General features: G+C 61.5%; 14 protein-coding genes. 13 read left to right on the top strand and 1 reads right to left on the bottom strand.

Going from position 1 to position 11,925, the window contains the following annotated elements:
• On the top strand, positions 1–95 hold a 95-nt coding region (locus M8318_RS01980), incomplete at its 5' end, for an IS3 family transposase (RefSeq protein ID WP_262660599.1).
• A gap of 55 nt (positions 96–150) precedes the next feature.
• Here M8318_RS01980 and hpaX read toward each other — a convergent pair.
• Positions 151–1,533: a 4-hydroxyphenylacetate permease gene (hpaX, locus tag M8318_RS01975; RefSeq protein WP_262660815.1), complete on the bottom strand. Its 1,383-nt coding sequence runs from the start codon at positions 1,531–1,533 to the stop codon at positions 151–153.
• A gap of 278 nt (positions 1,534–1,811) precedes the next feature.
• On the opposite strand from hpaX, the gene M8318_RS01970 reads away from it, so the two are divergent.
• The 12 genes from M8318_RS01970 to M8318_RS01915 all read left to right on the top strand — a co-directional run bounded on the left by M8318_RS01970 (position 1,812) and on the right by M8318_RS01915 (position 11,921).
• The gene (locus M8318_RS01970; protein WP_166182752.1) at positions 1,812–2,276 is read left to right on the top strand and encodes a MarR family winged helix-turn-helix transcriptional regulator; all 465 of its coding nucleotides are present in this window, start codon (positions 1,812–1,814) and stop codon (positions 2,274–2,276) included.
• A 334-nt stretch (positions 2,277–2,610) separates the two neighbouring features.
• Positions 2,611–3,735: an amidase gene (locus M8318_RS01965; protein ID WP_262660814.1), complete on the top strand. Its 1,125-nt coding sequence runs from the start codon at positions 2,611–2,613 to the stop codon at positions 3,733–3,735.
• Between the two features lie 106 nt (positions 3,736–3,841).
• On the top strand, positions 3,842–4,969 hold the full coding sequence (locus M8318_RS01960) for an acyl-CoA dehydrogenase family protein (RefSeq protein ID WP_262660813.1): 1,128 nt from the start codon (positions 3,842–3,844) through the stop codon (positions 4,967–4,969).
• A gap of 21 nt (positions 4,970–4,990) precedes the next feature.
• A complete protein-coding gene (locus M8318_RS01955) occupies positions 4,991–5,347 on the top strand; it encodes an IacB protein (RefSeq protein WP_262660812.1) in 357 nt (118 codons plus the stop codon).
• Positions 5,348–5,358: 11 nt separating this feature from the next.
• A complete protein-coding gene (locus M8318_RS01950; protein WP_262660811.1) occupies positions 5,359–5,871 on the top strand; it encodes a nuclear transport factor 2 family protein in 513 nt (170 codons plus the stop codon).
• 28 nt (positions 5,872–5,899) lie between these two features.
• Complete coding sequence (locus M8318_RS01945) at positions 5,900–7,213, top strand: aromatic ring-hydroxylating oxygenase subunit alpha (protein ID WP_262660810.1); 1,314 nt, start codon at positions 5,900–5,902, stop codon at positions 7,211–7,213.
• The gene (locus M8318_RS01940) at positions 7,213–7,692 is read left to right on the top strand and encodes an aromatic-ring-hydroxylating dioxygenase subunit beta (protein ID WP_332018237.1); all 480 of its coding nucleotides are present in this window, start codon (positions 7,213–7,215) and stop codon (positions 7,690–7,692) included. The genes M8318_RS01945 and M8318_RS01940 overlap by 1 nt, the downstream gene beginning before the upstream one ends.
• Positions 7,693–7,702: 10 nt before the next feature.
• Positions 7,703–8,443, top strand: coding sequence for an SDR family NAD(P)-dependent oxidoreductase (locus M8318_RS01935; RefSeq protein WP_262660808.1), 741 nt, complete (start codon positions 7,703–7,705; stop codon positions 8,441–8,443).
• 9 nt (positions 8,444–8,452) lie between these two features.
• The gene (locus M8318_RS01930; protein ID WP_262660807.1) at positions 8,453–9,385 is read left to right on the top strand and encodes a PDR/VanB family oxidoreductase; all 933 of its coding nucleotides are present in this window, start codon (positions 8,453–8,455) and stop codon (positions 9,383–9,385) included.
• Positions 9,386–9,395: 10 nt separating this feature from the next.
• Positions 9,396–9,890, top strand: coding sequence for a flavin reductase (locus M8318_RS01925; RefSeq protein WP_262660806.1), 495 nt, complete (start codon positions 9,396–9,398; stop codon positions 9,888–9,890).
• Positions 9,891–9,913: 23 nt separating this feature from the next.
• The gene (locus M8318_RS01920; RefSeq protein WP_262660805.1) at positions 9,914–11,230 is read left to right on the top strand and encodes an MFS transporter; all 1,317 of its coding nucleotides are present in this window, start codon (positions 9,914–9,916) and stop codon (positions 11,228–11,230) included.
• A gap of 4 nt (positions 11,231–11,234) precedes the next feature.
• Complete coding sequence (locus tag M8318_RS01915) at positions 11,235–11,921, top strand: 3-oxoacid CoA-transferase subunit A (RefSeq protein WP_262660804.1); 687 nt, start codon at positions 11,235–11,237, stop codon at positions 11,919–11,921.
• The last annotated feature ends 4 nt before the right edge of the window (positions 11,922–11,925 follow it).

The following is an 11,925-nucleotide window of genomic DNA, read 5'->3' as shown; positions in this document are numbered from 1 at the left end:
CGTATATAAGGTACTGGAACCACAAGCGTATCAAACTGAGTCTGGGAGGACTCAGCCCGGTGGCGTTCCGGGCTGAGTATCTGAAGACCGGTTAATACAAGCCGTCCAGGTTTTGGGGCGCAGTTCAGTAGCCGCCACCCGGCAGTGTCACTATTGTTGCGCTACTTTCTTCATTGGAATTAACGAAATAACAAACGCACCCAGCACCAGGAACCCGGCCACCATAAAGATCCCGGCGTTGAAGTTGCCGGTGACATCCTTCATCCAGCCCATCAGCAGCGGCCCCAGCGCGGCACCGGTCATCCCGGTGGCGTTAATCACCGCGATCCCCAGCGCCCGGGCGCGGAGTGAAATAGCGCGGTCCGGCGTCGTCCAGAAGATCACCATCGCGGCAAAGGCACCGGAAGAGGCCATCACGATCCCGGTGAACTGCAGCATCGGATCGCTGCTGGTGGCGGTCAGGATCCAGCCTGCGGCGGCAAACAGATACGGCAGCAGGGTGTGGACTTTACGCTCGTTGTGCTTGTCGGAACGTTTACTCCACCAGACCATCGCCACGATAGTACAGACCTGCGGGATGGCGCTGAGGATCCCGATGGTCACGTTGCTGCTCTCCTGGCTGATGCTGCGCAGGATCAGCGGCGTCCAGACGCTGAGGGCACTCAGAGTGTTAGTCAGGCAGAAGTAGGCGAGGGTATAAAGCATGATCGTTGGGGTGAACAGCTCCCGGAACATGCTGCGTTGCGTTGGCACCAGCGCGGCCTTTTCCCGCTGCTGGGCGCTCAGCGCATTGACGCGATCCGCCTCCAGCATCTCTTTCAGGCAGGCCTTGTCATCGCTGGTGAGCCAGCGGGCTTTATCCGGGCTGTCGTCCAGCCAGAACCAGACCACAAAGCCCAGGATCACCGACGGGAAGCCTTCCAGCAGGAACAGCCACTGCCAGCCTTTCAGGTTCATCACCCCGTCGAGGTTGAGAATATACCCCGAGGCCACCGAGCCCAGCGCCATCGTCACCGGCATGGCAATCATAAACAGGGCATTGGCGCGGGCGCGGTAGTGCGCCGGGAACCAGAAGGTTAAATAGAGCAGCAGGCCCGGCAGGAAGCCAGCTTCGGCGATCCCCACCAGCATACGCAGCACATACAGGCTACCAGGGCCGGTGGCGAACATGGTGGCGGTAGACGCAATCCCCCAGACCACCATCAGAATGGCGATCCAGCGCCGGGCACCCACGATACTCAGCATCACGTTGCTGGGGATCCCGCAGATAACGTACATCACGTAAAACAGGGTTGTCGCCAGGCCAAACATGGTGCTGGTCAGCCCCAGATCTTTGCCCATCGTCAGCCCGGCAAAGCCGATGTTGATACGATCCAGATACGAAAAGACGAACAGAATGAACAAAAAAGTGATGAGTCTGCGGAATAACTTTTTAATCACCCGCTGTTGACGCGGATCGAGCGTGGCGTCAGCAGGGGAAGGTGGAGCCAGCACGTCAGTGCGTGTCTGTTCCAGCGATGGACTCTCATTCATGAAAAGCTCCACATTGCGGTTATTGGTATTGTTGTGTCGTGCAACCTGAACACGTGCGCTAACGTATAGGAAATCGCACACATAAACGTCAATGTTATGTTTGAAAAATGATACGCAATTGTTAATCTCGTAGCGTTTTCGAATCATATTGCGATATCGATCGGCTTTCGTGGCGCGCAGGTAATAACAGAAGGCATTGCCGGGCGTGAAGAGGCTATAGCGGGCGGACAATAGCGGGTATAATTGCCGCCATTGCATCACTGCCGGAACCTCATTGCATGAGTCAAACCAACACATCGTCAGACACCGGGGCCGCTTTTCATCGCGAAGAGTTCCCGTTCTACTGGATCGTTAATGTCTATGCGCGTTACACGCAAGTGATGGAAATCACGCTAAAAAAGGTGCAGCTCGATGTTTCCCGCTTTCGGGTGCTGATGATTACCGAGCAGTACGGTAAAGCCAGCATCTCGCAGATCTCCGAATATGCGATGACCAAAATGCCTACCGTCACCAAAATCGTCGGTCGCCTGCGTGATGACGGCCTGGTGACCACCGCCAGCAGCGTGCAGGATGCCAGAGTCACCGAGGTGATGCTCACCGAGACCGGACGTGAAAAAGTGGCCGAAGCCCACCGCCTGGCCAGCAAGGTTTTTGAGAAGGGTTTTAAGGGTATGACCGCCGCCCAGATGGAAAAAATGAACCTTTCGCTGTCGAAGGTGCTTGATAACCTGAACGAGCTTTGAAGGCGCCGCAGAGAGAATTGCGGTTTTGTGACAGCCTTAAAAATTCCATATAATCCACATTAAAACAATCACTTAAACAAGAGTCGCGCTACGTCCTGGTGCGGCTTTTTTTTCATTTCCGCGCAGTGTTTATTGTTATTTATCATTGTCATAACCCTCCCTCCCACAAGTGTTATAAAAATGTTTCCATGTTATTTTTGCGTAAAATTAACGTGAAAAATTACTTGAATATTCATCTAAATCTTCCATGATTGACCTGAGTTCAGGTAGGTCGAATCGCAGCGAAGACTGCCCGACCGAATATGATTCGTTTTTTCTGGTTGAGGTGTGAATGATGCAGCCCGTTACTGAGAGCAATGGTTACGTAGAACGGTTTACCCTCGGCGAAGGCGATCTCTGCTTCGCGGTGAAAGACACCCTCGACATTGCAGGCTACCCGACCCGTGCCGGCTGCCAGGCGCTGGCTGCCAGCCAGGCGGCACAGCAGCATGCGGAGGTGGTGAAAACCCTGCTCGGACAGGGCTGCGCCCTGACCGGAAAAACGACCCTGCACGAACTGGCGTTCGGCGTCACCGGGATTAACCCCTGGAGCGGTACGCCGGTTAACCCCGAATTTCCTGACCTGATCCCCGGCGGCTCCTCCAGCGGCTCTGCTGCGGTGGTGGCCTCCGGTGAGGTGGATTTCGCCCTCGGCACCGACACCGGCGGCTCGGTGCGAATGCCCGCCGCCTGCTGCGGGATCCTCGGCTTAAAACCGACTTACGGCCGCCTTAGCCGGGTAGGGGTGATGCCCGCGTACAGCTCGCTGGACTGCGTGGGCCTCTTCGCCCGCGATGCCGATGTTCTGCGCCAGGTGCTGACCCGGCTGGCCATTCCGGTCGGCGCACCGCTGACCTCCCTGCCTGCCATCGGCTTTATCCCGACGGCCACTATCGGAATTGATTCCCTGCTGCTGAACGCCCTTGCGCAGCTTGACCTGCGTCCGCAGCAGGTTGAGCTCCCCCTTTTAGGCGATGCTCATCGTGCCGGGCTGACCCTCATCAGCCACGAAAACTGGCAGGCCTTTAGTCCGTTCTTGAGCGATGACCGGGTCTCCGCAGACGTGGCAACCCGCATCCGCGCCGGGGAAAGCATTGATGCCGATGCCCTGAATACCGCAGAGCACATCCGCCAGACGTTTACCGCCCAGGTCGATGCTCAACTGAAGACGACCCCATTGCTGGCGCTGGCAACCCTGCCGGAACTGCCCCCGACCCTGGAAGAGGCGAAAGACCCGCTGAGCGTGGTCAACCTGACCCGGCTGGTGCGTCCGTTCAACCTCAGCGGCCACCCGGCGCTGACCCTGCCTGCGGGCACGCTTCATGGCCGCCCGGTGGCACTGCAGCTGATCGCCGCCAAAGGCCAGGAGGGTCTGCTGGTGCAGGCCGCCGAATGGCTGGCTGAACGACGACGCCGCTAACCATCCCGTTTTACCGAACACAGTTCCAACAATAACTCAGTGAGTACCACTCATTGCGGCAGCGCTCGTCTCTCTGCGGGCCGCACACTCTTTTCGGGAGGAAGCTATGTCAGCCGTTCATGTTCGTGAGGAGCTCGTTCCACTGCTGAATGACGTTGCGGCCCGCAGCGCCGATTTTGAGCAACAGCGTCATATCTCTGACGACATCATCGCCCGGTTTAAGCAGGTCGGCGTCTATCGCGCGCTGGTCCCCAAAATCTACGGCGGCGAGGAGTGCTCCCCGGCGCAGTTCTGCGAGTTGATCGAGCAGATCGCCACCGCCGATGGCTCCGCGGGCTGGGTCGCCAGCTTCGGCATGAGCCCGTTTTATCTCGGCGCGCTGCCGCCGGAGACCCTGAAAGCACTCTACCGCGACGGCCCGGACGTGGTCTTCGCCGGGGGCATCTTCCCGCCGCAGAAGGCGGTGCTGGCCGACGGCGGCTACCGGGTCAGCGGGCGCTGGGGTTTTGCCAGCGGCAGCATGGGCGCGTCGGTGTTTGGCGTCGGCATCCTGCCGGAAAGTGTTGAAGCCCTGCCGCGGATGGCGGTCCTGCCGCGCGACAGCGTGCAGATCGACCCGGTGTGGAACACCGTCGGGCTGGCCGGAACCGGCAGCCACGATCTGGTGGTTAACGATGCCTTTGTGCCCCGGGAGTGGACCTTCGTGCGCGGCGGCGCCCTGAACCTCGACGGGGCGCTCTATCGCTACCCGGTGCTGTCTCTCGCAACCCAGGTGCTGTCGGTCGTGGCGCTCGGCGTGGCCCGCGCCGCCCTGAATGAGATCTATGCCATTGCCCATCGTCAGCAGTCGGTGACCGGCGCGCCACGGCTGGCGGATCGTCCCCAGGCGCAGATGCAGATTGCCCGCTGTGAAGCGGATCTGCGCTCCGCCCGGGCCTGGTTCTACGAGGCCATCGACGAGGTCTGGCAGGACATTCTTGCCGGGAACGAGCCTGACTGTGAGCAGATCAACGCCCTGCGGCTGTCGTCCACCCACGTCACCCGCGTGGCCGCCGAGGTCACCCGTCAGGCGCTGGCGCTGAACGGCATGGGCGGCATTACCATGAAGAGTCCGCTGCAACGCTACGTGCGCGACACCATGGTGATCACCCAGCACGCCTTTATGGGCGACCTCTCTTATCTCAATGCCGGCACGGTCTACTTCGGTGGCCAGCCTCTGCCGGGTTATTTGTAATTTTGACGAAAGGAACAACAGATGAGCCAGACAACAACCTTACGCGTGCTGTTTTGCATCGGCGTAAACCAGAACTTCTTTGATGCCACCCCGGCAGAAGCGAAACAGCTGTGGGGCGCGTTCGGCGTGATGATGAAAGGCATCGACGAAACCCAGGGCATCCGGGTGATCGGCAACATGGATGACGACCGTCTGATGGTCGGCCCGTCCACCGCCTCGCCGTGGACCACCTACGTGCTGGCGGATGCCGACAACCTCGACAGCGTGGTGGCCGCCTGCAACCTGTTCCGCACCACCCCGGTGGGCGACGGGGAGAGCAAGCTGTGGAAGTACTGCAAGATCGAAGCCCGCGTCGGGCGCGAACTGATTATTCAGTAACGGAGCCCATCATGAGCCCACAGGATGCGCTGCGTTTACAGCAGCTGGAAGATCAGCAGGCAGCCCGGGTCTGTATCAGCAACTACATGCGGCTGTGCGATCGGCTGGAGAGCATGGAGACGGTGCAGGCCATCGGGGCGCTGTTCAGCGCAGACGCCTGCTGGGAAGGGGTGGGTGAGCCCTACGCTACCCGGCTGGGCAGACATCAGGGACGTGCGGCAATTGAGGCGATGATGGCGGGCTACGTCCGCCACCCGGCGCACTTTGCCCTGAACGCCCATTTTCTCTGTTCCGAAGCGCTGTATCAGGATGCCGACGGGGAGCTGCATGGCCGCTGGCTGATGCTGCAAACCTCCGCCTTTACTGCGGGCGGCGCGCACCTGAACGCGGCTGAGCTGCAGATTATTTTCCGTCGCGAGGCGGGGGAGATGACCATCCACCATTTCGCCACCCGCAACCTGTTCAGCAGGCCGGTAAGCCACTGGCAGACGGCGGATGTGCTCCCGGTACCTGACAACAATTAGAACCCCGACGACGAGCAGGAGAGAGATTATGCAGTGTGACCACATCATCAATGTCAAAAATATCGATACCACGGCGCAGCCCGTCCCAAGCCGGGAAGAGATTGCGGCCCTGGTCAAACATGACCGCGTCCACACCTCGCTCTACACCTCAGACGAGCTGTTCCAGCTGGAGCTGGACCGTATTTTCACCAGGACCTGGGTCTGGGTGGCCCACGTCAGCGAGATCCCCGAGACCGGCAGCTTCAAAACCACCGAGATCGGTACCCAGCCGGTGATCGTGGTCCGCGACCGCAAAGGCACCATTCACACCCTGCTGAACCGCTGTCGCCACCGCGCGGCCACCGTCTGCGAACACCGCAGCGGCAAAACCAACAGCTTCGTCTGCCCGTATCACGGCTGGGGTTACGCCCTGGACGGTAGCCTGCGCGGCGTCCCGCACCCGGAAAGCTATGCCGATCGGCTGGAGAAAAACGAGCTGGGGCTGGTGTCGCTGCGTACCGAGCAGTATGCCGGCATGGTCTTCGCTACCTTTAACGAGCAGATCGAACCCCTGGAGGATTTCCTCGGCGCGGCGAAGAAGTGGATGGATCTGTTTATGAAGCAGGGGGCGGGCTATCCGATCAAGACCGGGCCTGCACACCGCTTCCGCTTCCCCGGCAACTGGAAGATCCAGCTGGAGAACACCACCGACGGCTACCACTTCCCGGTGGTGCACCGCTCTTTCCTGAGTTCGGTCGATAAGCAGACCGAAGAGATGCTGAACTTCGTCGACGGCAGCGGCTATGTCGAAGATCTCGGCAATGGCCACAGCGTGATGGTGATGATCCCCGAGCTGGTGGATCTCGAAGCCAACCTCGATGCGCCGATCCCGGAACGCTTTGTTGAGCTGGCGGACGAACTGCGCAAAGAGCACGACGAAGAGCAGGTGCGCCGCATCGTCCGTGCGGTAGGCGGCTCCGGCTTCAACCTCAACCTGTTCCCGAACATTGCCTGCTCAATGGCCTTCTTCCGCGTCCTGCAGCCCATCTCGGTGATGGAAACTGAAATCCACCACGCGGTGATCACCATGGACGGCGGGCCGGAGATAGCCAACCAGGCGCGTCTGCGTCTGCACGAACACTTCCAGGGCCCGATGGGCTTTGGCACCCCGGATGACTCCGAAGCCTGGGAGCGCGTTCAGCGCGGGGCTACCGCGGGGGATGACCTGTGGATCATGCTCAACCGCGGCCTGGCCGGGGAGTATCGCACCGATGACGGCCTGCGCAGCGACGTCAGCGCCGAAACCGGGATGCGTGCGGCCTACCAGCAGTGGAAAAAGTTAATGACGGAGAGCGAAAAATGATGACCCCGGATTCTGTCCTGTTTGCGGCGATGTCCGTAATCAACCTCGAAGGCGATCTGCTGGACCAGGGCGAGTTCAACGCCTGGCTGGATCTGTGGCAGCACGACGGCCTGTACGTGGTGCCCATTGACCCGAACGAGAAGGATTTTAAAAACAGCCTCAACTACGCCTGCGACGACCACCATATGCGCGAGCGCCGGGTGAAACGCCTCTACAGCGGGGAGTCGATCTCCACCACCCCGCGGGCCAGAACGCTGCGCACCCTGTCGCGCTTCCGCCTGCTGGCATCCAGCGAGGATCTGATCGTGGTGCGCGGGGCGCAATCCCTGTGGGAGCACCGCAAAGGCCACAGCCGCCACTACGCGGCGGACATCACCTGGCACCTTAAGCCCCAGGACGGCAGGTTGCTGATTACCCAGAAGGTGATCCGCCTGGTCAACAGCGACGATGTGCTGCACAGCATCGGCTACATCCTCTGAGGAGCCCTTCATGACGCAAACCGTATTAGTGACCGGTGCCGCCGCCGGTCTGGGCAACGCGATTGCCGCTCATCTGCTGAAGCAGGGTTACCAGGTGGTGCTGACCGATGTTGATCTGGATCGCGCCCGGGAGGCCGCGGATCGTCTCGATGACGGTCAGGGCCGGGTGCTGGCGCTGGGGCTGGATATCTGCCAGCCGCAGGATTTCACGCAGGCGCTGGATGCCACTCTTGAACGCTTCGGCAGCCTGCAGGTGCTGGTCAACAACGCCGCGCTGACCCTCGCCACGCCGGTGATGGAGATTGCCGTCGAGGAGTTCGATCGGGTGATCGCCACCAACCTGCGCGGCACCTTTGTCGGTTGCCAGACCCTGGGGCGCTACTTCGCCACCCGCGGCTACGGCCGCATCATTAACCTCGCCTCGCTGGCCGGGCAGAACGGCGGCACCGCCTCCGGAGCGCACTACGCGGCCTCGAAGGGCGGCATTTTAACCCTGACCAAAATCTTTGCCCGCGAGCTGAGCAAATCCGGCGTGACGGTCAACGCTATCGCCCCGGGCCCGCTGGATCTGCCGATGGTTCACGCCCTGGTACCGGAAGAGAAGATGCCCGGCCTGCTGCAGATGATCCCGGTGGGGCAGTTAGGTGAAGCTGAGTTTGTCGCCCAGGCCGTGGCCCTGCTGGCATCCGGGCAAGCGTCGTTTGTCACCGGGGCGACCTGGGACATCAACGGCGGCCTGTTTATGCGTTAAGGAGACAACATGCTGACATTACAGGTGATCGGGCGGGAGTTGCAGGGCGAGGTGGTCCTGCTGACCCTGGCGCATGCTGACGGGATCGACCTCCCGACCTTCAGCGCCGGGGCGCATATCGATCTGCATCTGGCAGAGGACCTGGTGCGTCCGTACTCCCTGTGCGGCGACCCGAAAGATCGCCAGCACTACCAGCTCGGCATTCTGAAAGAGAACCAGTCGCAGGGGGGCTCCCTGGCCGCCCATGCCCTCAACGTTGGGGATCGGATCCAGGTCAGCGACCCGCGCAACCTGTTTGCACTGGAGGCGTCAGCCGGTCACAGCCTGCTGATTGGCGGCGGGATTGGCATCACCCCGATGCTGGCGATGGCCGCTGAGCTTCATGCCGCCGGGCGCTCCTTCAGCCTGCACTACTGTGCCCGCTCGCGCGACGGGGCGGCCTTTATTTCCCTGCTGGAGCAGGCACCTTACGCCGACCGCGTTCAGCTGCACTTCAGCGACAGCCAACGCCTGAACCTGACGGCGGTGCTGACCGACGTTCCGGCCAACACCCACGTCTACACCTGCGGTCCGGTTCGGCTGATGGATGCCGTAACTGAACAAGCCGCAGCCCTGGGTTACCGCCCGGAGCAGGTACATCAGGAATGTTTCAGCGCCGAAGTGGAAACCGGCGGCGCGGCCTTTGAAGTGTTCGCGGCAACCAGCGGCATCACCGTGCAGGTGCTGGAGAACCAGACCATCGTCGAGGCGCTGGCGCAGGCCGGGCTGAAGGTGTGCGTCTCCTGCAAACAGGGGATCTGCGGCAGCTGCCTGACCGACGTGCTGGAGGGCGAGCCGGACCATCGCGACAGCTACCTGACCGACGAAGAGAAAGCCGACGGCGACCAGATTTTGTTGTGTTGTTCCCGGGCGAAAAGCGCCCGTTTAGTTATCGATCTGTGAGGAAATCCTTATGACACTGCAAACCGAATTTCGTAATGCCATGGCGCAGCTGGGGAGTGCGGTCTCTGTGATCACCACCGACGGCCCGGCGGGCAAGTTTGGCTTTACCGCCTCCGCCGTGTGCAGCGTCACGGATTCGCCGCCGACGCTGCTGGTCTGCATGAACCGCAACTCCTTTGCCAACGAGCATTTCAAGCGGAACGGCGCCCTGTGCGTCAACGTCCTCTCCAGCGACCACCAGCATCTCTCCGGGATCTTCGCCAACGCCAGCCTGCGCTCCGAGGAACGCTTTGGCTATGACTCCTGGCAGGTGCTGGCCAGCGGCGCGCCGGTGCTCAGCTCGTCGGTCGCCAGCTTCGACTGTCTGATCGACACCTGCCATGAAGTGGGTAGCCACACCGTTTTCTACTGCCAGGTGCAGGCGATCCGCATCAGCGAAGCCCCGCGCGGGCTGGTCTACTTCAACCGTCGCTATCATGCCGTCGGGCATGACCTGGAAGCGTAACGCTAACAATAAAAGGTACGCCGATGAGCCATGTCGAGACTCAAACCACCGCCGCTCCGGCTGCGGTGACGCAGGATGCCGGACAGCTGCGCAAGCTGGTGATCGCCTCGGTGCTGGGCAATGCCCTGGAATGGTATGACTTCTTTCTGTATGGCACCGCCGCGGCGCTGGTTTTCGGCCCGCTGTTCTTCCCGGTGGGCGGCGACCCGATGCAGGGCACGCTGCTGGCCTTCTCCGGCTTTGCGGTGGGCTTCCTCGCCCGGCCGCTGGGCGGGATCGTCTTCGGCCATATCGGGGATCGCTACAGCCGCAAAATGACCCTGATCATGACCCTGACCCTGATGGGGGCCACCACCTTTATCATCGGCCTGCTGCCGACTTATGCGCAGATTGGTATCTGGGCGCCGATCTCGCTCATCACCCTGCGCTTTTTACAGGGCGTGGCCTCCGGCGGGGAGTGGGGCGGCGGGGTGCTGATGCTAAGCGAGAACGCGCCTGCATCCCGTCGCGGCTACTTCACCGCCTGGAGTCAGATGGGGGTCTCCGGCGGGTTTGTCCTCTCGGCCTTTGCCTTTTACCTGGTGCAGAAGCTGCCGGAAGAGGAGCTGATGAGCTGGGGCTGGCGCGTGCCTTTCCTGCTCAGCATCCTGATCTTCCTGGTCGGGGTCTATATCCGCAAAAACATCCGCGAGAGCAAGGCTTTTAGCCAGGCCAAACCGGAGGCGAAGCACGAGAAGATCCCGCTGATGGTGCTGATCCGCGAGCACCCGAAGGCGCTGCTGCAGGCTATCGCCCTGCGTCTGCCGGAGAACGGGGCCTCCTATATCTTCTTCACCTTCTCGGTGGTCTACGCCAGACACATCGGTATCGGTACCGGGGAGATCATCAGCGCCGTGACTCTGGCGATGCTGGTGGAGTTCTTCTCGATCCTGTTCTGGGGCGCGTTCTCGGATCGCATCGGCCTGAAGCCGGTCTACTACATCGGCGTCATCGGCCTGCTGGTGATGGCCTTCCCGTTCTTCTGGCTGCTCTCCACCGGGGACTACGGCTGGATCATGCTGGCGATGCTGCTGGGTCTGCCGTTCTGCCACGGGGCGATGATCGGCACCCAGCCCTGCATCATGAGCGACCTGTTCCCGGTGCGCGTGCGCTACTCCGGCCTGGCGCTGGGGCATGAGGTGGGATCGATCTTCTCCGGCGGCCTCGGGCCGATGCTGGCGGTGGCGCTGCTGATGCATTTCGACGCCTCCTGGCCGGTCTCCCTGCTGCTGATGGCCTATGCGCTGCTGGCGTGGATCGCCCTGCGCAGCCTGCCGTCCACAATAAAAACAACGAGGTAAGCAAATGATTGATAAACGGATTGCTGCCACCGATGGTGCCGTGGCGGACATTTTCGACGGCGCGGTGGTGATGGTGGGCGGCTTTGGCGCGGCCGGACAGCCTGCCGAGCTTCTGGATGCCCTGATCCGCCGCCAGCCGCGGGATCTGACCCTGATCAGCAACAACGCCGGCAACGGCGACTATGGCCTGGCGGCGCTGCTGAAGGCCGGCTGCGTGAAGAAGGTGATCTGCTCCTTCCCGCGCCAGACCGACTCCTGGGTGTTTGACGACCTCTACCGCCGCGGCGAAGTCGAGCTGGAGCTGGTCCCGCAGGGCAACCTCGCGGCGCGCATCCAGGCGGGCGGCAGCGGGTTGGGGGCGATCTTCACCCCTACCGGGTTTGGCACCGAGCTGGCGGCGGGCAAAGAGACCCGCCACATCGACGGCAAAGATTATGTTCTCGAGTACCCGCTGAAAGCCGATTTCGCGCTGATCAAAGCCCTGAAGGCGGATCGGTGGGGCAACCTGGTGTATGACAAAACCGGGCGCAACTTCGGGCCAATTATGGCCGCCGCCGCCAGCTGCACCATTGCCCAGGTGAGCGAAATCGTCGCCCTCGGCGAACTCGATCCTGAAGCGGTGGTGACGCCGGGGATTTTTGTGCAACGCGTGGTGACGGTTGCGCCCGTTCGCCTGCCGCAGACGGCATAAGGAG

Origin of the sequence: Leclercia tamurae, from assembly GCF_025566055.1 — a bacterium.
GTDB lineage: Bacteria > Pseudomonadota > Gammaproteobacteria > Enterobacterales > Enterobacteriaceae > Enterobacter > Enterobacter tamurae.
This window is presented reverse-complemented; position numbering and strand designations above follow the sequence as displayed.